This window comes from Exiguobacterium aurantiacum DSM 6208, from assembly GCF_000702585.1.
GTDB classification, from domain to species: domain Bacteria; phylum Bacillota; class Bacilli; order Exiguobacteriales; family Exiguobacteriaceae; genus Exiguobacterium; species Exiguobacterium aurantiacum.
On sequence record NZ_JNIQ01000001.1, the window covers coordinates 1,845,855 to 1,865,671 of the forward strand.

Below are 19,817 nucleotides of genomic sequence, written 5' to 3' on the forward strand. Positions count from 1 at the left end.
ATTATCCCAATCATCTTACCTTATACGCTTAATAAGAGATGATGATTGATAACGGATGGAACGACATCAACAGTACTACCAGTTCTTCGGCAAACGTCCTCCGAGACGCCCGAAAGAGGAAACTTCTGAAAACAAGTGAGGCAGCAGTAGGCCTGGCACCAGCTTGTAAATAGTAAACGACCGCAACTCGAGCGGACGGACCGTAGACGGATGTCTGCGGTCTTTTTTTCGTCTGTCTATCGTAGGTAGATCACCGCATCGTATGGAAAGAAAAAACGACGCCCGCTAGAAAGCGGTACGTCGATCGAGCTGGCGTTTGCCGTCAGCTCATTCGCCGACCATCCCGTCGTTGTCATTGTCTCGCATGTACGGATAGAGCCAATGATCGCTCATGATCGGCATACTGAAGCCGGCATCTTTCGCTTCTTGGATCGTCACTTGTCCGTTTCCGTTCTTGTCGACGGTCGAGATGTCACCGCGGTCAGCCGGTGTGCCCGTCTCTGGCGTCTTCTCGGTCAAGCCGAGTGCTGCGTTCACTTCGTCCGGGTTGACGTTGTCGAACCGGTCGATGATGACGTTCCCGTTCAACGTGTACGTATATTGATAGCTGGACGGGATTTGGGTCGATGTGTCCGGATATGTGATGAGCGCCTCGAAGTCTGTGACCCCGCCCGCGTTGCGAATGATCGTCTCCATGTAGGCTTGGTCACCGTGGCGGTTGAGCGTGCTGTTTTGTGGCGTGATGTTGTAGGCGTTCGAGACGCCTCCGAGCGAGTCGGCGATGACGTGCCCTTCATCGAACTCGGCATGCTCGGTGCCGGGAACTTTCGCCTCGTCGGCGTAGTAACGGCCAGATGACTTTACAGCCTCGTTCGCCTCGTCCTGCAAGGTGATCTCAGCGGCGACAACTCGTACAAGTTGTCCGTGCTCATTTGTGAACGCCCAATATTCACGCTCGCCGAATCCGACGTTTACGACGACGTTTCCTTCGCGATGTCCAGACAAGTCACCGCCATCGACCTCGAGTAACGTGTAGCCTGAGAATCGTTCTTGTGCCGACGGATCTGATTGGTCCTCAGCCTCAGTCGTTGACGCCGATTGTTCTTGCACATCGGTAACTTCAGCCGTATCATCTGTGAGAGAAGCATCTTGTTCACTGTTGCATGCGACTAGCAGAAGCATCGTTAGCGGCAAAGTGAAGTAAATCAAGTTTCGGATCATCTCGACACCCCTCTATGGATTATTAGTACTTGTTCATTTTAAAAATGTTTGAAACGTTATACAAGCAAACTGATTGGGAGTTGGGGAATGTCACATCCGAAAGGTTCGGTCAGGCACTTGTTGCGTCTCAATCGATTCGATCCAGGCTATACATACGTATACATTGAGAGAGGAGACGTGCCATGCAGACATACACAATCGAATATGCGTTTCAAGACAAGGAGCAGACGTCACGAACGTGCGAAGTCCGACTCGATCGTACGCCCGATTTGAATGATAACGAGCAACTCGCCGACCTTTATCAAATCGTGTCAGACGCGATTCGAAAGCCGATCACGACTTTCGAGATATTGGCGGTTCGCTAAAACAAATCGACCCCTGGGCAACCGTCTTGGGGGTCGATTCAGTCAATCGAAAAGAGGAGTGATGATGTAATGAGAATAGTCGTCGTTGGGCTTGGCGATGTCGCCAAGAAAGCATACTTGCCAGTCTACGCCGGATTGGACGGGGTGGACACTTTCCTCGTCTCACGGGACGAAGAAAAAGCAAAACAACTCGTCGCAAAATATCGATTCGCCGGACAGTATCGGACGCTCGAGGAGACGCCGCTCTCCGAGATGGACGCGGTGTTGATTCATTCGACCACATCGGTACATACGGACCAAGTCGCCTATGCGCTTGAACGAGGAAAGCACGTCTTCATCGATAAGCCGGTCACGTTCACGCTCGAGGAGACCGCTCGTCTCGTCGGGCTCGCCGAGAAGAATCAAGTCGAGCTCGTCACCGGATTCAATCGCCGTTTCGCGACGGCGACGACGGCATTGAAGGCCGTCGCAGCCCCGAACCTCGTGTTGATCCAGAAGAATCGGACGTATCAACCGGCGACACTGCGGGAGTTCATCGTCGAGGACTTCGTCCACGTCGTCGACACTCTGCGGTTTTTGACGGGCCTCGAACCGGTGGAACATCTCTCCGTCCGTCCCCGTTATGAAGGGGAGACGCTCAAGCAACTTCAGATTCAGTTCACGGCCGGTGGGGTCGAGGCGATCGGAATCATGAACCGCGACAACGGTTGTACAGAAGAAGTGATGGAAGTGATGTCTCCGAGCGTGAAACGGGTATCTCGGGACGTCGAGCGCGTCTTCGACCACACCCCGGACGGCATGCTCGAACGGGGTTTAAGTCCGTGGGAATCGAATTTGGCACGGCGAGGATTCACATCGATGATCGATGAGTTCATCAAATTGCTCAAAGGGGAAGAGAACGATTCCGTCCGGGCCCGTGACAGTCTGACGACCCATGAGCTGTGCGAACAGATCATCGAAGCGGTCACGCGCTGAACGCACCGTTTCCTGGCGTAAAGGAGCGGGTAAGGATTCCTTAAGAGGAGGGATGTTCAGTGGAAATGCGAGAGTTGATCATGCAGGCGAACGACTTGCTGTGGACGTATGTCCTTATTTTCGTTTTGATTGCCGGCGGGATCTTCTTCACGATCCGGATGGGATTCGTCCAATTCCGGATGCTGCCGGAAATGTTCAAGCTGTTGTTCGTCAAAGGATTGAAGCATGAGAAAGGACAAGTATCTTCGTTCCAAGCGTTCGCCATCGGGACGGCTGCGCGGGTCGGCACCGGGAACATCGCCGGCGTCTCGACCGCGATCGCCCTCGGTGGACCCGGGGCCGTCTTTTGGATGTGGCTCATCGCTTTGATCGGTGCGGCGTCGGCATTCGTCGAGAGCACGCTCGCCCAAGTGTATAAAGTCCATGACGGCAAGGCGTGGCGCGGTGGCCCGGCCTATTACATCGAACGGGCACTCGGGCAACGTTGGCTCGGGATCGTGTTTGCGATTTTAATCACGTTCTCATTTGGGTTTGCTTTTAACTCGGTACAAGCGAACACGATCGCCTTATCTGTCAACAACGTGTTTGACATCGACACGGTTTGGGTCGGTCTCATCCTCGCCGTCGTGACGGGGATCGTCATCTTCGGTGGGATCCGCTCCATCTCGACACTGTCGGGGATCATCGTCCCGGTCATGGCCGGTGGGTACATCTTGCTCGCGATTTGGGTCGTATTGACGAACCTTGGCGCCGTACCGGCCGTGTTCTCGGCCATCTTCTCAGAAGGGGTGCTCGGCTTCCGACAACTGTTCGGTGGCGCGGTCGGTGCCGCCGTCTTGCAAGGGATTCGCCGCGGCTTGTTCTCGAACGAGGCGGGGATGGGCTCGGCTCCGAACGCCGCAGCGACGGCCGAAGTCAGCCATCCTGTGAAACAAGGGCTCATCCAGTCGCTCAGTGTGTTCGTGGACACGCTGTTCATCTGTACGGCGACGGCGATGATCGTCTTGATCTCTGGTGTCCCGGGTTCAGAGGAGCTTCAAGGCATCGAACTAGCGCAAGAAGCGCTCTTGACCGAAATCGGTCCGGTCGCGACGTCACTCATGACGATTGCGATTCTGTTGTTCGCATTCAGTTCGATACTGGCGAACTATTATTACGGGGAGACGAACATCGAGTTCATTTCAGAACGGAAAGTGTATCTCGTCATCTATCGTATCGCCGTAATCGGGATGGTCATGTTCGGTGCCGTTCGTTCGGCAGGACTCGTCTGGTCGATCGCCGACATCTTCATGGGCTTGATGGCGCTCGTCAACATGTACGCCATCTTCCGTCTGAGCAAGATTGCCCGCGTACTGCTCGACGATTACGTCGCACAGAAACGGGCCGGAAAAGATCCGCACTTCAGTCGAGATGACGTCGACTTGCCTGGTAAAGAACACGTCGAGGCATGGGAAACGAAGCGGGAACATATCGGTTGAATGAAGAGCAAGGGCTGCGTCGCGGTCCTTGCTTTAAATCGATATGAAAATAATTATTTCAAATACCGTATTCATTTTATAAAAATTATTTAAGAAAAGAGTAGAGAACATGATACAAACCTTCACTACTGTGTTCAAGCGTTTTTTTGTCGAACGTTTCTTTGATCAAGCGGCCATGTTGGCCTATTATTTTATTTTGTCGACATTTCCTTTCTTGCTGTTCGTTCTTGGAATCGTCGGATTGCTGCCGTTCACGAGCGGGGACGTCATTGATGCGCTCGCTCTCATCATGCCAGAAGGGAGTTATGAGTTGTTAGAAGGAAACATCGAGGCGATTTTTGATGATTCAAGACTCGGTCTGGCCTCGATCAGCATCTTGCCTGCCCTTTGGATTTCTTCGATGGCGGTGCAATCGCTCGTTCGTTCGCTGAACGATGCCTATCGATTGATTCGCAACAAGTCATTTCTAAGAGGGGCGCTCCAAGACATCGCGGTCACGCTCGCGCTTATGTTCGTATTACCGTTCTCGCTCGTCATCCCGGTCGTCGAGGCGGCGTTACGGGAAGTCTCGACACATATCATCTTCATCGATGAGATCGTCGCGACATACGCCCAAATCTGGTTTTATTTCCGTTGGATTGTCGGATCACTCGTCTTGTTCAGCGTCTTTTTACTCGTCTACAAATGGCTCCCTAGCCACCGTGGGACAATCCGTGACAGTTGGGGAGGGGCAGCGTTCGCCACAATCGGTATCTTGACAGTCTCGAACGTGTTCAGCTACTATTCACAGTATGCAAACTATGAACGCTTCTATGGCCAGTTAGGTGCGTTCATCGTGCTGCTCGTCTGGTTTTATTTGGCGGCCTCGGTGATCTTGCTCGGCGGGTTGCTGAACGCCACGCTCATCGAACGAAAAGAAAAGTCCGATTAACCTGCAATTGATTGTTATCATTCAAGGATTCAGGGAATGATATCGATAAGATCGCATCTTTCAATCGGAGGTGGGAAACATGGATATGCAACGGCTCGTACACAATCGTCGTTTCATCGATCAATCATTGTTTTACCTCGCCTTACAACTATGGAAGTGGATCATGTTGCTACCGGTTCTCTTCTACTTGGACGTCTCGATGCGTGTCGCCCCATTTTCTCAGTACGTGATGGTCAGTTTGATCCTTTACGTCGCGTTTCGTGTCATTCAGTACGTGATTGCGAGTCGAGCCTCCTTGATGGAGCTGCTCGAGTTCGGCTACGGGGTACTCTCACTCGTCCTTGTCATTTCGCTTTTGATTGAAGTGTCGGCCTCACCGACCGCAATCGCGTTCCTTGCCGCAGTATTTCTCGTCCACCCGACGCTGGCACTTCATCATTACCGTGATTTTAGCGAACGGAAGTGGTTGAACAAACAGTTTCAGCTGTTCAGCCCGATGCTCAAGCAAGGTGAGGTGCCGGTCCATGTGCTCGTATTGACCGAGGACGAGATCGTCATCACTGCCGAGAGTGGCAAAGAGTTCACATACCGGCACATCTATTGGGGTGGGTTCTATTTTGAAAATGTGTCTTAAGGTGGTCGTTTGATTGGATAATATTATTGTCATCGTATTTTGGATTGTCGCGTTCCTGGCATTCTTTAAAGGTGCTTACGACATGTGGCGGGAGTATCGATCGACGAAACAACGATCGGTCCTCTACTTCTTGATCGCCTTGATTTTAACTTGGTTTTGGTTCAACCCTTACGAATTGACCGCACTTCATCCGTTCGTTCTCATGGCTTATTATTGGAACCGGAACCGGACGCTTCGAAACGTGATGTTCGTCCTTGTCCTCGTTCCATTCTTCATTCGTGTCTGGTTACTCGCCTCGACGATGTGAATCCAATGACAGAAGAAAGGCTCGCCCCGAATAATGGGGCGAGCCTTTTGATGCTTATTCTTCTTTGGCGGCAGCAAGTTCTGCTTCCATCTCAGAGAATTCGCGACTAATTCGTTTTTGCTCACGCTGGCTCGTGAACGTGCTGACGAGAACGATGGCCAACATACTGAGGAAGAATCCTGGCACCATCTCGTAAATGACGTTCGAGAGTCCTGTGACAATCCAGAGGATGACCGTGAGTGCACCGACAAGGATACCGGCGAGGGCGCCTTGACGTGTCATCTTATTCCAGTAAAGAGACAAGAGGATCGCTGGTCCAAAGGCTGAACCGAAGCCTGCCCATGCATAGCCGACAAGCGTCAAAATCGTGTTTGACGGGCTGAGCGACATGAGTGTCGCCACAACACCGACGAGAAGGACACCGATCCGTCCGGCTAGCACCATCGTTTTCTCGCTCGCTTCTTTGTTAAAGAACTTGCGATAAAAGTCTTCCGTCAACGCCGATGACGTGACGAGCAATTGCGAAGATACGGTCGACATGACCGCAGCTAGAATCGCGGCGAGTAAGAAACCGGTGATGAACGGGTGGAACAAGACATCCGAGAAGCGGATAAATACCGTTTCCGGGTCGGCAAGCGGGTTCCCTTGACCACGGAAGTAGGCGATGCCGACAAGTCCTGTCATAACAGCACCGACAATCGATACGGTCATCCAACCCATTCCGATCCGACGTGCCGTCTTCAATGATGGGACGTCTTTAATCGCCATAAAGCGGACGATGATGTGCGGTTGGCCAAAATAGCCGAGACCCCACGCGAGAAGCCCGATGATACCGAGCGTCGTCGTTCCTTTGAACAAGTCGAACAAGTCTGTATTGATCGCCGTCGCTGTATTGACAGCGTTCGTCATCCCACCGACGTCCGTTAACGCAACGATCGGTACGAGAACGAGGGCGAGGAACATGATCACACCTTGTGCGAAGTCAGTCCAACTGACGGCAGTGAAACCACCGAACAGCGTGTAAAGAATAATGACGCTGATTGTGACGATGACACCTGTCTGATAGTTGATCCCGAATGAGCTTTCAAACAGTTTACCGCCAGAAACGAGTCCGGCCGACGTGTAGAACGTGAAGAAGATGATGATGACAGACGCGGACAGAATCCGTAGCCAGTTCGAGTGATCTCGGAACCGATTCTCAAGGAAGTCTGGAATCGTGATCGAGTCATTCGCCATCTCGGTGAAGACGCGAAGACGCGGAGCAACTAGCAAGTAGTTCAAGTAAGCTCCGATGACCAATCCAACGGCTAACCAAATTGCTGACAATCCCGTGGCATACATTGCCCCCGGTAGTCCCATCAACATCCAACCACTCATATCCGATGCCCCGGCTGACATGGCAGTAACTCCTGGCCCCATTTTACGGCCACCTAACATATAATCTGATGAATCGGTCGTCCGTTTAAACGCGACGTAACCGATAGCGAGCATCATCACGAGGTAAAGCGCGATGGATACCCATTCTTGCCATAACATTGTATTACCTCCTGTACGCTTTCATTTTCATATGGTTCAATCATTCGCGTGAACATTGTGGTGTAATTCCCATAATGTCCTGTGGGCGAACGGTAAAGACGAACTTGTGACTAACCTTAACGGACCTTGAAAGGCATTGCAAACTGTCATCTTTTCATAAAAACGGCTCTAAAGCGCATTATACCAACGGATAAGGTATCTTTTTTTCATAAACAAAGTTTAAATTTTCTGAATGTTCGTCATGCTCAGGATACGCCTGTGTAATCTTTCTGTAACATTAAACGTTGATTCTTTCTCTTACATATTAAAAACAACACGAAAAAAAGAGGCTGACCTAGGTCAGTCCTCTCTGTGTTTACGGGATGTCCCGTCCGAATATGATCTGCTCGACGGTTCGCATCGTCGGGAACGTCTGCCCGGATTTCGCCTGCATCGTCACGAGCGCATATTGTTTGCCCGCTTCCTCCATTAGAAAGACCATCGTATAGCCGGATTCATCCGTATAGCCGGTTTTCGTCGCCTGGACGAGGTCAGAGTAATGGATGCTACGTTCGTTGACGGCAGAACCAAGGTGATACCACCAACGCCGTTTCAAGTTTCCGTCCTTGTCAACGAAGTTTGCCTCGTATTCATATGTACCGGCAATCTCGACGAGTTCCGGATAGCGGCCGAACACGTACGTGATTTTGGCCATGTCGCGCGCGGTCGTGTAATGGTCCGGGTCCGAGTACCCGTGGGCGTTCATGAAATGGGTGCCCGTCAATCCTAAGACGGTCGCCCGTGCGTTCATCAAGTCGACGAATTCACCTGTCGTACCGCTCACATATTCGGCGAGGCTGTTCGCCGCGTCATTCCCAGACTCTAGCAACGTCGCATAGAGTGCTTGGCGGACGGAGAGTTGGTCACCGATTGAGAGATGGGCGATATGGCTGTCCCACGGGATATCGAGTGTGGAAGATGTGATGTTGATGAGCGGAGCGTCAAGTTCGTTCGAGGCTGACGCCTTCTCATAAGCGAGGAGGGCGGTCATCAATTTCGTCGTACTCGCCGGGAAGACACGGTCCTCCCCATTTTTATCCATGAGAATGACGCCATCGGTCAAATTGACGAACGTCATGGCGCCGACAAGGATGTCGTCATGGGCAACGGCCGCGATCGGTCCTTGTTCCCATTCGTTCATCGGAATCACAGGGAAATCTGGCCCTTGACTGACCGTGGTCACGACTGGTGCGGCGACTTTCGGCTCGACTGGCGTTTCACGTTTGAACCCAACGAGTGCTGGGATGAGCGCGATGACGGCGAAAAGCGCGAAGCCAAAGAGGAGGCGCCGCATCATATACGTCTGTTTTCGGTGTCTGCGTGTTTGATTCACAATACATTCGCCCCTTTATAGTTTACTTTTCTACCATAATGGATAAACGACACATGATTCGTCTGAAAATTCTTGAAATAGGTCAATATTTTTTAAATCATTCGTCTCTTCCCACTAAAGGAAGCGGGAGTTGAGGACTGATAGGGTAAGGAGCGGATGTGTCGAAACGATAGGCAAGCTGAAGCGAATATAATAAAGTAGAAGTGTAACGACATAACGCATAGGAGTGGTATTGAGATGGAATTGACGAAACAGTGGCGTGACCATTTTAAACAACTACGGGCTTTTGATGAGGCAATCTCTCTTTTGTATTGGGATATGCGCACACAAATGCCAGAACAATCGGCGCCGCTACGAGCTGAGACGATCGGGTATTTGTCGACGGAGGCGTTCAAGCGGCAGACGAGCGACTCGTTCAAGCAGCTTCTCGACGAGATGGAAGCGGCGAACGGGTTGACCGCGACCGAGAAACGGTCGCTCCAAGTGGCGAAAACACAATACGAACGGAACGCAAAAATCCCGGCGAGTGAATATCAGGCGTACGTGACGCTCGTCTCCGAGGCCGAAACGGCGTGGGAGAAGGCAAAAGAGCAGAACGATTGGGGCATGTTCGCGCCGTTTTTAAAAAAGATCCTCACTTATCAACGAAAGTTTGCCGACTATTTCGGTTACGACGCGCACCCGTATGATGCGCTCCTGTACGATTTTGAGCCGGGTATGACGGTCGCGCAACTTGACGACCTGTTCGAGACGCTCCGCGACGAGCTCGTCCCATTGATTCGTAACTTACCGGGCGGCACCGCTTCACTTGATTGGTCAATGAACGAAAAAGCACAAGAGCGGATTTGTCATGACTGGATGCGAGTCGTCGATTATGACTTGAGCCGAGGACGGCTCGATGCGACCGTCCATCCGTTCGAGATCACGATCAATCGTCGGGACGTCCGTATCACGACCAAATACGATGAGGCAGATTTCCGCAACGCCTTGTTCGGGACGATGCATGAGGCTGGTCATGCGACGTATGAGCAACAGATCGACGAGTCGCTCGATGAGCTAGGACTTGGGGGAGGGGCCTCGATGGGGATTCACGAGTCACAGTCGTTATTTTTTGAGAATTTCGTCGGTCGCAGCATCGCCTTCTTGAAGAGCGTCTATCCGAACCTGCAGGCCGAACATCACGCATTGCAAGATGTCGACTTTGAGACGTTCTATGCCGGAGTGAACGAGGCGAAGCCGTCGCTCATCCGCATCGAGGCCGACGAACTGACGTACAGCCTTCACATCATCATCCGCTACGAACTGGAAAAAGCGCTGATCCAAGGAGATCTCTCTGTCGACGAGTTGCCCGCAGCATGGAACAAACTTTACAAAGAGTATCTCGGTGTCGACGTCCCGAGCGACGCGAAAGGCGTGCTGCAAGACGTGCACTGGGCCGGTGGGTCGTTCGGTTACTTCCCGAGCTACGCGCTCGGATTGATTTATGCGGCCCAATTGACGGAGGCGTTAAAAGCGGAACATCCGGATTTCGAGACGTGGATCGCGACAGGCGAGTTCACACCCATCAAACAGTGGCTCGAAACGAACGTGCACCGTCATGGAAAAACGCTCACACCAAACGAGTTGATTCGCACTGTCACCGGGGCAGACATCTCGGTCCGTCCGCTCGTCCGTTATTTGACGTCCAAGTACGGAACGGCGTGAGGGCAATCCGATGAAGCTTTTCGCACACCGCGGAGTGATGGCTCACTATCCGGAAAACACGATGTCGGCGTTCCGCGCCGCCATTCATACCGGTGCTGACGGCATCGAGACGGACGTTCATATGACGCGCGACGGGATACTCGTGCTCATCCATGACGAATCGCTCGAGCGGACGACGGACGGGCGTGGCCGTGTCGTCGACTTGACGTTTGCCGAGCTTCGAACGGCTAACGCCGCGGTACATTTCGGGGGAGACGAACCGGTGCCGACACTTGAAGAATTTCTAGCGCTGGTCATGCCGACGACGTTGTGTGTAAACCTTGAACTGAAGACAGATATCGAACATTATCCGGGCATCGAAGAGCGTCTCATCGAGGTCGTCGAGCGGACCGGTTTTCCTGCCGATCGCCTTGTGATTTCTTCGTTCAATCATGACACGTTAAGGCGTTTACGGAAGTTGACGACCGAGTATGAACTGGCGGTCCTCTCCTCGAGACGGATCGCGGACCCGGTCGCTTACTTGAAGCAACTCGATGCGAGCGCGCTCCATCCTAGTGTACGAGCGTTCACGGACGCTGAGATCGAGGCGTTAGTCGAAGCCGGTATCTTCGTTCGACCATACACCGTCAAGACGCTTGATCAATTGGCGCGGTTCCGAGAACTCGATGTGGACGCGTTGTTCGTCAATGACATCGAGTGGGCGCGAACACATTTGACCCTGTGACGATACACGTCACAGGGTTTTTCTTTAGCGGTGAGGGGGTAGTTAGAAAAGTGTAAAGAAAGCGGTATCATCCGGACAGTCGTCGCAGCACATTATGGGCACACTGTCATCTTTACGCCGTTGCTCCGTTGTCTTAAGTTTAAGATGTCACCAGCTACATAGCAATCAGATGTAGCACGCTATGCAGCATCACACCAAACTTGTTGTACGCTGTCAATCGGTCAACCCAAAGGGAAAAAGGAGGAAATTTCACATGAAGAAATTGATGTCTTTACTCGGAACGCTCGCACTTGCGTTCGCACTTGTCTTACCAGTAAGCGCGGACGGTCATGAAGGCGATGCGATGGTCCGGGTGCTTCACGCTTCACCTGACGCACCGGCGGTTGACGTGTATGTCAACGGTGAAGTCGCGGTCGAAGGCGCAGAGTTCAAAGCGCTGACGGATTACCTGACGCTTCCAGCGGGAGATTATAACGTTGAAATCAAACCAGCCGGTGACACGGAAACGGTCGTCGTCGCAGCTGACCTCTCACTCGAAGCTGGCAAGTTCTACACAGCGGCAGCAATCGGTCAATTAGAGAACATCGAGATCGCAGCGATGGAAGATGACGCCAACTTCGAAGACGGCAAATCAAAAGTCCGCGTTGCGCACTTCTCACCTGACGCACCAGCGGTAGACGTCGCGCCGAAAGGTGGAGACCCGCTCTTCTCGAACCTCGAGTTCAAAGCGGTATCTGACTACGGCACGCTCGATGCTGGAACGTATGATCTTGAAATTCGTCCAGCCGGAGCGACAGACGTCGTGAAAGCGCTTGACGGTGTCGCACTTGAAGGTGGTAAGAACTATACGGCATTCGCTATCGGTCTTCTTGAAGGAGAGCCAGCGTTTGAAGTATTGCTCGCGGCAGACGGTGGAGAGATGGCCGGAGCTCCTGAAACAGGACAAGGCGGTCTCGCACAAACAGCTTCAATGAACTGGTTGCTCGCAGCAGCGGCACTCGGTGCGGCAGCAGCTGGCTTCTACGTCTTTCGTCGTAAACAGCAAGACGCTTAAACTACTCGTGATTGGGACGTTCCTGTTTCTAACGGTTGCCGCCTCGGCCGATGCGCCTGACGCAACGCCGAAGCTGAAAACGGTCGGCTTTTCCGAGCCGCTCGTGCTCGCCTCGACCGAAGTCGAGCGACAATCGTTTCACCGTGAGACGTTCGTGCCGAAACGATTGATCATCCCGTCGATTGACGTCGATGCGAAGGTGCAGCCGGTCGGGAAAGACCGACTCGACCGGATGGACACCCCGGATCACGTCAACGAGGTCGGATGGTATCAATACGGTGCCAGAGCTGGTGCCGTCGGTAACGTCGTGCTGTCTGGTCATCTGGATGATCTACAAGGCCCTGCCATCTTTAGCGACCTTGGAACGTTACAGCTAGGAGAGATGGTGACACTCCAACATAGCGATCAGGTCGCCCGATATGAGGTCGTCGCTGTGGAACGGTATTTGCTCGAAGATGTGCCGCTCGCTTCGATATTTGCGGCGACACAATCCGAGCGCCTGCAGTTGATCACGTGTGCGGGTCCTTACGATCCAGTGAACGGATATCGCGATCGAATCATCGTGACAGCAAAACTCATACGCGATTGACTCGACAACCCGGGGTGATTGCTACTCCGGGTTGTTTATTGTTAAATGGGGTGAAGGCAATCTTCAATACAAGATGCAGGGGTGAATGAAATCACAATGCTTAATAAGTACGCCTCATCGGTGGGACTGTGGTTCGCGATGTGGTTTCTCGCCTACACGACGGTCGAACATGTCGGATGGAGTCTGATCATAGCGACGGTGGGCTATGTGATATGGCGCAATGTGATTGCAAAATCGAGTAAGAAAGCGACCAGAACGTTTGACCGAAAGCTCCGAGGCATACGCTTAAGGCAAGAACAAGAGCTGTATGAAGAGGAAAAACGAAGGTGGAATGAATCGGGCCGTCTCCGTCAGCAGAACGGTGACCCCAAAAAATAAGCCACAGGCCCATCCTAGTGACGGGTCTGTGGCTTATTTTGATGTAGACTTCAAGCTCCGCGAACGCTTATGCGTCCATGCGATCGAGCAGTTTTGAGAGGACGATCACTTCTTCGTCCGAGAAGTCCTTGAACACGTCCATCAAATACTCAATCTTCATATCTTCTAACGTCTCGAACAAGGCCCGGCCTTCTTCTGTCGCTTGAAGCTCGACGACACGGCGGTCACGTTCACTGCGCTCGCGCGAAATGAGTCCTTTCTTCGTCAATTCGTCCGCAAGAGCGGTGATCATAGACGCTGAAAATTGAAACTCATTCGACAAGGCCGATGCGATTTGCGGGCTCGTTTGGCAGAGCGACCGAAGGATGAAGAATTCGTTACGCGTTAAATATTGTGAGAACATCGCCCGGAGGTTTTTTTTCACTCCGCGATAGTTCATGCGAATCCCGCGTTCGGCGTCAGCGACGAGCTGACGGCGGGATGCTGTTTGGACAGGTGTTGTCATCCTCGGAAGTCCCTCCTACTAAAAAATCATTATTTGCATATATTTCAGTACATAAAAACATTCTACAATAAAAACATGAAGTCTGTAAAGTTATGTCGGCTCTTCCCGGACGCGTAATTGTTGGATGATTTCATCATAATGTTTCAAATCTGGATAAAACCGGCGGAAGAAGAACTCGATTTGTTGATCGTCTCCTTCGGCGAGCAGTTTTGCCAGGACGGCATAGACGACACCCATGCCTTGGCGCGGCAAAAGAGAAGACGGCAATAGGGTGGCACAATTGACGGCTTGTTTAAAATAATGTTCGAGCGTGTCACTCAAGTCTTGGAACGTCCGGATCTCCGCATAATGGAACATGCGTGTCAATTCGATGATCGTCGAGAGGTCCGTCTCGAGCAGCCAGTCGCTTTGGAAAATGGCGTTATCGAGTTTCTCGACGGTGATGTCATTGGCGATATAGTAGTTCAAGTTGTCACGGGTGATCGTGACTTCCTCCGGTGTTTCGACGATGCGTTCGACCGTCTCTTGCTCAAACGTACGCAGCTGTTTTCGAATGTTCACGAACTCTGAGTCGGCGATTTCAAGCAGTCCGGCGACCCGGCTGAAGCTACGTTTGATTTCCGGCGGCACCGCGTTCGGATTCTTATACCCGAGGTCGTGCTCGATTTCGGCCCAAGCGTGTTGCAGGATCGACCGGACTTGAATCTCTGCCTCCTTCTCCTCATAGCGGCGGTATTCGCCGAGCGCTAGCCGCTTTTCGTTCAGCCCGACGACGTAGTGGACTGATAAATACCCGAATTCGTTCGGGTCGAGCAACGTCGACTTGTCAATCGACTGCTCGCGGTCGATCCGAAACTCTTCTTCGAGGATTTGGGCGACGGCGCGCACGTCATCGTGAAAATAAGTCACGATCCGAATACCGGCCAAGTCTTGCACGTCACGGAGCGACCGGTATTGATACGGTTTCCTTGATAGTTTGGCGTAGAGGCTCTCGGCTTCCTTCGCCCGGGCGACGATGGAATGGAACTGAATTCCGGCATCATCGAGTAATTCGCTAAGTAGTTGTTTCAGCTTGGCGGCGAACGCCTCATAGTCTTCCTTCTCATTCAAGTAATCGAGCATGATCGCATTCATGTCTTGTGTCGGCATCCGTATCACTCCTTGTCTCGTTGTCTTAAGTATAGCATCATTGAAATGAGGACACATATGACGCAAACATGGAAATCAAGTCGGAGGTACGAATATGAGAGCACACCATTCGTTCGAATCAAGCGAACAAGAAATATTGGAGATTACGGCGTCCCTCTTGCAACAGTCCGGTTACCGAATCTCGCACATCCAAAAACAAGGAACGACGCTATCTTTCACTGCCACGTGTGCAGCGGTCGCCTCTGAACAGGAAGAGCGGGCTCGGATTGAAACGCTCGTCGAACATTTCGCGATTGAGTGCTGGTCGGTTCGATTCGTGTGAGGATGCCTTTTCGATGATCACCATAAATCGGGTTTTACGTCTCATTTTTGGGGAATAGTATATTATTCGATTTTTATGAAGGTGAACGTTTAGGAGGATGAATAATGTTAGAAACGAGAATTGTACGAGATATGATGTCGGTCGACCATGAAGTGAACGGGATGGTTTCGGGCGGCTGTGTGAACGAACACATTTACTTATTCGCGAAAGACGAAGAATTGACGCTCCGCCTCGCCGCTGAAGCAGGCGTCCAGCCTTACCGCATCACGGAGAAAGGGCTCTGGGAGTCACTCGTCTCGAAATTCACGAAAAACTCAGACGATCGGATCGAACAGTTGGAAAGCCTCGGCTTGACAAAAGAAATGGTCGAATCGCTTGAAGGCGAGATTCAAGACGGCAAGATCGTTCTCGTCTGCGACAAATCATAATGCACTCATGCAGAACGGACCTGACGCGCGCGTCAGGTCCGTATTTTTCATGATTTCGTATCGTAATAGGCGTCGACGATTCGTTTGAGTGACCGTTCGTTCAAATCGAGCGGTGCGTACCCGGCCTCGGCCAGAAGTTGTTTCGTGTTCGTATCGACGAAGTTGATGTCGCGATTCAAATACGGGTTGAATACTTTGACCATGTCATTGAACGCCTGCTCGACGACGCTCAAAGACGATGTCGGTGTGTCCGTGATGTGTAGATGAGGGAAGGCGAGCGCGTGTTTCATGTAGTCGAGCATGTCTTCGTTGCGCGGTGGTGTGTCATTCGTCACGTTGTAGATCGTGTTCGGACGAGCGTGTTCGATCGCGGCGAGAAGGACGTCAGCGACGTAGTCGACCGGGACGAGGTTCGAAGTCCCCGTTTCGGAGCCGACGAGACGAATCGGCCCGTCCGGCGCACCACGACGTTCAAGGCGGCGCTTGAACACCTCGAGCGCACGCATGTAGCCGTACATCGTGAATTTCGAGTCGGCTTCGCCGGTCTTCGAGTCCCCGACGATGATAGCGGGACGGAAGATCGATACGTCGAGATGATGCCGCTCGTCCCAGACCGCCTGTTCCGCATGGGCTTTGCTCTCCTCATACGGGTTATGGAACGGCTGGTCCGTCGCATAGAGCGTCTCATGTCCGATTTCACGGACACCGAGCGTATAGGCCGTGCTGACGTGGAAGAAGCGGGGGCACTCGAGCGCTTTCGTGAGCGCGAGTGCTTGTTTCGTCCCGGTCAAGTTCGTCTCGAACAGCTCGTCCCGGAGCTCTTCGTCGAACTTGACGAGCGCTGCCATATGGAGCACCAGGTCGATCTTCTTTTTGTTCGTCCCGATGAACGCGTCATCGGCGCCGAGAAGGGGAGACGTCAAGTCCCCGGCGAGGACGTCGATAGATGCAAGTTCTGTCGTCGAGAAGGTGCGCTTCACTTTTTCCGGTGAGCGGGCGAGCAGGTAGAGCCGATGCCCCCGTGCGATCAATTCCCGTGCCAACCGTCCTCCTAAAAATCCTGTCGCGCCTGTCATAAATATGTTCACAGTGTTCTTCCTCTCTGTCTCAGTCTTCCTCCATCATACCAACATGGGGCCATTCGAGCCACTTTGATCATTTGTTTTCGATTTTGGGGTTTAACAATTTTTGAAGTGGGTTATGACTTAAAGAGAAGCGTACGCAAGGTACGTCATGACAGTGTTGACCTGTCAAATAACTTAAGTGAGGTTTTTTAGAATCATGGCAAATCTATTCGGAACTGATAAGGATGGCTACAGGAAGCAGCAAGCAGAGATTGAGAAAGCGGTCGAAGAGAAAGGGATCACCCAGATCCATATGTATTTCTCGGACGTCCTCGGAGATTTGAAGCTATTGACGCTGTCTGCGAAATTGTTGCCGGAAGTCTTTGAAGGGAAAACGATGTTCGACGGATCGTCCATCGACGGATTCTCTTCCATCAAAAACTCAGACTTATTCTTACGCCCGGATTTAGATCGTCCACGGTACGAAAAAGACAGTGACGAGAGCATCCTCGCCTTCTTCTGTGACGTTTGTACTTCTGAAGGGGAGCGATACGAGTTTGATCCCCGGAACGTCTTGAAAGATGCGCTCGAGCGTGCTGCCCGTGACGGCTACTCGATTTTCGTAGGGGCCGAGCCGGAGTTCTTTATCTTTGACGAGAACGGTGAATTTTATGACGAGGCCGGATACTTCTCGACCCGCTCGGAAGACAAAGGCTATGAGGTACGCCAACATATCGCCAACCGCTTGAGCGAAGTCGGCTTCAATATCGAGGCGGTCCACCATGAAGTGGCGCCGGCCCAGCATGAGATCGGTATCAAGTATGACGATGCACTCCGTACGGCCGACAATATCCAGTTCTTCAAGGAGATCGTCCAGCTCGCCGCCCAAGAGAAGGGCGCGAAAGTGTCATTCCTACCGAAGCCGCTCCGCGATGTGAACGGTTCGGGGATGCATTTGAACATCTCGGTCTGGAAGAACGATAAGGATGGAAAACCGACAGACAACGCCTTCGAGGAGCCGGATGCGGATTACGGTCTGTCTAAGACGGCCCGTCATTTCATCGAAGGGATCTTGAAGCATGCGCGTGCGACCGCCATCTTCACGAACCCGCTCCCAGAATCGTATGAACGTCTCGTCCCTGGTTTCGAGGCGCCGGTCAACATCTGCTGGAGCCCGTCGAACCGAAGCTCGATGATCCGGATCCCGGCATCGCGCGGTAGTGCGACACGCGTCGAAGTCCGCAACCCGGACCCGAGCGCGAACCCGTACTTGGCGCTCGCCGCTCTCATCTACGCCGGTCTCGAAGGAATCGAGCAACAGCTTGAACCGTCGGCACCAAACGAAGATGACTTGTTCGAGTACTCGGCGAAACAAATCGAGAGCCAAGGCATCGCCTCGCTCCCATCGACGTTCCATGAGTCGATTCAATCGCTCAAGTCGGACAGCTTCCACAACTATTTCAACGAAGATTTGATCGATCGTTACTTGTCGCTCATCCAAGTCCGCAAGTAATAAGTAAAGACGCCATTCCTCCAACGTGAGGAATGGCGTCTTTTTAGTGAATCCCGCGCATATAGCGTTTGATGACGGGTGCGAGGGCGAACAAAATCAGACTGAGGACGATGGCGGCGCCACCGATGACACCGAAGTAAATCATCTCGTTCTCCGGCGAGTAAAAGCGGACGAGCTGGGCGTTGATTCCTTGTGCCGCCGCATTCGACAAGAACCAAAGCGACATCGTTTGGGCCGAGAAGGCCGCCGGTGCGAGTTTCGTCGTCGCCGACAGTCCGACCGGTGACAGGCTGAGCTCGCCGAGGACGACGATAAAGTAACTGAGGACGAGCCAGAGCGGGTTGACGAGCGTGTCCGGCCCTCCGAAGTAAGCCGGTAGCAAGATGACCAAGAAGCTGAGTCCGGCGAATAAGATGCCGAACGCGAACTTGACCGGGATGCTCGGCTCACGGTCACCGAGCCGGACCCATAACCAGGCGAACACCGGCGCAAGCATGATGATGAACAGCGGATTGAGTGATTGGAACCATGCCGCGCGCAGCTCGAGACCGAGGAAGTTCAAGTTCGTCCGTTGATCAGCGTAGTTGGCGAGAATCGTCGCCCCTTGCTCCTGGATTGCCCAGAACATGACCGAGGCGATGAAGAGCGGGATGTAGGCGATGATGCGCGACCGCTCGATTTCTGTCGTCTTCGGACTACGATACATGACGATGAAGTAGATTGTCGGGATTGCGATCCCGAACACACCGACGAGTCCGATGAACGTGTTGATCGTGAATAGCCCGCGTGGAATCAAGACGGCGAGCAGTCCACCGATTACAAGGACGGCGATGGTCGAGTATTTGATCGCGTTTTTCCGTTCTGACGGCGTCAACGGGTTCGGCACGTAGGACCCGGCTAACCCAAGATTGCCTTTCTTCGTGACGATGAAGACGACGAGCCCGATGAACATCCCGACGGCGGCGAGGGCGAAGCCCCAATGGAAGCCGTAATCGGCCTGCACTTGTCCGACGATGAGCGGGGAGATAAACGCCCCGAGGTTGATGCCCATATAGAAGATACTGAAACCGGCATCGCGACGACGGTCCGTCTCATGGTACAAGTCGCCGACGATGCTCGAGACGTTCGGTTTCAAGAGACCGGTGCCGATGACGATCAGCCCCATCGAGATGAACAAGAACGTCAGGCTGCCTAGTACCGACAAGACGATATGTCCAAGCATGATGAACACACCGCCGTAGAAGACGGCCCGTGACGTCCCGAACACGCGGTCCGCGAGCCAGCCGCCGATGACCCCAGACATATAGACGAGCGCCCCGTACACCGACATGATCGACAAGGCGACGTTTCGGTCAAGGCCGAGACCGCCCTCGGACACTTCGTAATACATGTAAAAGACAAGGATGGCCCGCATCCCGTAGTACGAGAAACGTTCCCAAAACTCTGTGAAGAACAACGTGAACAATCCTTTAGGTTGTCCGAAAAAACCTTTTTGTGGCACGCTGTCCACGATTTTCTGTTTATCGATTCTTTCCATGAAAGATCCCTCCCAACTTTCATATCATAAA

20 protein-coding genes are annotated in these 19,817 nt (G+C 52.6%); 13 read left to right on the forward strand and 7 right to left on the reverse strand.

Going from position 1 to position 19,817, the window contains the following annotated elements; all coding sequences use genetic code 11:
- Nucleotides 1–327 precede the first annotated feature (327 nt).
- Nucleotides 328–1,221 (reverse strand): DNA/RNA non-specific endonuclease, encoded by an 894-nt coding sequence (locus P398_RS0109745; protein ID WP_029334960.1) that lies wholly within the window; start codon nucleotides 1,219–1,221, stop codon nucleotides 328–330.
- Nucleotides 1,222–1,403: 182 nt separating this feature from the next.
- On the opposite strand from P398_RS0109745, the gene P398_RS0109750 reads away from it, so the two are divergent.
- The 6 genes from P398_RS0109750 to P398_RS0109775 all read left to right on the forward strand — a co-directional run bounded on the left by P398_RS0109750 (nucleotide 1,404) and on the right by P398_RS0109775 (nucleotide 5,911).
- Entirely contained in the window at nucleotides 1,404–1,586 is a 183-nt protein-coding gene (locus P398_RS0109750; RefSeq protein WP_029334962.1) for a hypothetical protein, read from the forward strand.
- A 69-nt stretch (nucleotides 1,587–1,655) separates the two neighbouring features.
- Nucleotides 1,656–2,561, forward strand: a complete 906-nt coding sequence (locus P398_RS0109755) for a Gfo/Idh/MocA family protein (RefSeq protein WP_029334963.1) — start codon at nucleotides 1,656–1,658, stop codon at nucleotides 2,559–2,561.
- 65 nt (nucleotides 2,562–2,626) lie between these two features.
- On the forward strand, nucleotides 2,627–4,039 hold the full coding sequence (locus P398_RS0109760; protein WP_081828338.1) for an alanine/glycine:cation symporter family protein: 1,413 nt from the start codon (nucleotides 2,627–2,629) through the stop codon (nucleotides 4,037–4,039).
- 130 nt (nucleotides 4,040–4,169) lie between these two features.
- On the forward strand, nucleotides 4,170–4,970 hold the full coding sequence (locus tag P398_RS0109765; RefSeq protein WP_235263331.1) for a YihY/virulence factor BrkB family protein: 801 nt from the start codon (nucleotides 4,170–4,172) through the stop codon (nucleotides 4,968–4,970).
- Nucleotides 4,971–5,049: 79 nt separating this feature from the next.
- Complete coding sequence (locus tag P398_RS0109770; protein WP_024371940.1) at nucleotides 5,050–5,604, forward strand: hypothetical protein; 555 nt, start codon at nucleotides 5,050–5,052, stop codon at nucleotides 5,602–5,604.
- A 13-nt stretch (nucleotides 5,605–5,617) separates the two neighbouring features.
- Complete coding sequence (locus P398_RS0109775) at nucleotides 5,618–5,911, forward strand: hypothetical protein (RefSeq protein WP_024371939.1); 294 nt, start codon at nucleotides 5,618–5,620, stop codon at nucleotides 5,909–5,911.
- Between the two features lie 54 nt (nucleotides 5,912–5,965).
- Here the strand turns inward: P398_RS0109775 and putP are convergent, their stop codons facing one another.
- Entirely contained in the window at nucleotides 5,966–7,447 is a 1,482-nt protein-coding gene (putP, locus tag P398_RS0109780; protein ID WP_029334969.1) for a sodium/proline symporter PutP, read from the reverse strand.
- A 355-nt stretch (nucleotides 7,448–7,802) separates the two neighbouring features.
- Nucleotides 7,803–8,819: a D-alanyl-D-alanine carboxypeptidase family protein gene (locus P398_RS0109785; protein ID WP_235263332.1), complete on the reverse strand. Its 1,017-nt coding sequence runs from the start codon at nucleotides 8,817–8,819 to the stop codon at nucleotides 7,803–7,805.
- A 237-nt stretch (nucleotides 8,820–9,056) separates the two neighbouring features.
- On the opposite strand from P398_RS0109785, the gene P398_RS0109790 reads away from it, so the two are divergent.
- The 4 genes from P398_RS0109790 (at nucleotide 9,057) to P398_RS0109805 (ending at nucleotide 12,890) form a co-directional block, all read left to right on the forward strand.
- On the forward strand, nucleotides 9,057–10,523 hold the full coding sequence (locus P398_RS0109790; RefSeq protein WP_029334974.1) for a carboxypeptidase M32: 1,467 nt from the start codon (nucleotides 9,057–9,059) through the stop codon (nucleotides 10,521–10,523).
- Between the two features lie 10 nt (nucleotides 10,524–10,533).
- Nucleotides 10,534–11,247 carry a glycerophosphodiester phosphodiesterase gene (locus P398_RS0109795; RefSeq protein WP_029334976.1) on the forward strand — a complete coding sequence of 238 codons (714 nt, stop codon included), beginning with the start codon at nucleotides 10,534–10,536 and terminating at the stop codon, nucleotides 11,245–11,247.
- A 253-nt stretch (nucleotides 11,248–11,500) separates the two neighbouring features.
- Complete coding sequence (locus P398_RS0109800; RefSeq protein ID WP_024371934.1) at nucleotides 11,501–12,301, forward strand: DUF4397 domain-containing protein; 801 nt, start codon at nucleotides 11,501–11,503, stop codon at nucleotides 12,299–12,301.
- 7 nt (nucleotides 12,302–12,308) lie between these two features.
- The gene (locus tag P398_RS0109805) at nucleotides 12,309–12,890 is read left to right on the forward strand and encodes a class F sortase (RefSeq protein ID WP_034799126.1); all 582 of its coding nucleotides are present in this window, start codon (nucleotides 12,309–12,311) and stop codon (nucleotides 12,888–12,890) included.
- Between the two features lie 445 nt (nucleotides 12,891–13,335).
- On the opposite strand, the gene P398_RS0109815 is transcribed toward P398_RS0109805, so the two are convergent.
- Both P398_RS0109815 and P398_RS0109820 read right to left on the reverse strand, forming a co-directional pair.
- Complete coding sequence (locus P398_RS0109815; protein WP_029334981.1) at nucleotides 13,336–13,773, reverse strand: MarR family winged helix-turn-helix transcriptional regulator; 438 nt, start codon at nucleotides 13,771–13,773, stop codon at nucleotides 13,336–13,338.
- 90 nt (nucleotides 13,774–13,863) lie between these two features.
- Nucleotides 13,864–14,922, reverse strand: coding sequence for a GTP pyrophosphokinase (locus P398_RS0109820; protein ID WP_024371930.1), 1,059 nt, complete (start codon nucleotides 14,920–14,922; stop codon nucleotides 13,864–13,866).
- A gap of 94 nt (nucleotides 14,923–15,016) precedes the next feature.
- Here P398_RS0109820 and P398_RS0109825 point away from each other — a divergent pair, with 94 nt between their 5' ends.
- Together P398_RS0109825 and P398_RS0109830 are read left to right on the forward strand one after the other, a co-directional pair.
- Nucleotides 15,017–15,244: a hypothetical protein gene (locus P398_RS0109825; protein ID WP_029334983.1), complete on the forward strand. Its 228-nt coding sequence runs from the start codon at nucleotides 15,017–15,019 to the stop codon at nucleotides 15,242–15,244.
- Between the two features lie 104 nt (nucleotides 15,245–15,348).
- The gene (locus tag P398_RS0109830) at nucleotides 15,349–15,672 is read left to right on the forward strand and encodes a general stress protein (protein WP_029334989.1); all 324 of its coding nucleotides are present in this window, start codon (nucleotides 15,349–15,351) and stop codon (nucleotides 15,670–15,672) included.
- Between the two features lie 47 nt (nucleotides 15,673–15,719).
- Here P398_RS0109830 and P398_RS0109835 read toward each other — a convergent pair whose 3' ends face one another.
- Nucleotides 15,720–16,748, reverse strand: a complete 1,029-nt coding sequence (locus tag P398_RS0109835; protein WP_081828297.1) for an SDR family oxidoreductase — start codon at nucleotides 16,746–16,748, stop codon at nucleotides 15,720–15,722.
- Nucleotides 16,749–16,953: 205 nt separating this feature from the next.
- Between P398_RS0109835 and P398_RS0109840 the strand changes: the two genes are divergently transcribed.
- The gene (locus P398_RS0109840; protein WP_029334993.1) at nucleotides 16,954–18,249 is read left to right on the forward strand and encodes a glutamine synthetase family protein; all 1,296 of its coding nucleotides are present in this window, start codon (nucleotides 16,954–16,956) and stop codon (nucleotides 18,247–18,249) included.
- A 43-nt stretch (nucleotides 18,250–18,292) separates the two neighbouring features.
- Here P398_RS0109840 and P398_RS0109845 read toward each other — a convergent pair whose 3' ends face one another.
- The gene (locus P398_RS0109845) at nucleotides 18,293–19,786 is read right to left on the reverse strand and encodes a peptide MFS transporter (protein ID WP_029334994.1); all 1,494 of its coding nucleotides are present in this window, start codon (nucleotides 19,784–19,786) and stop codon (nucleotides 18,293–18,295) included.
- Between the last annotated feature and the right edge of the window lie 31 nt (nucleotides 19,787–19,817).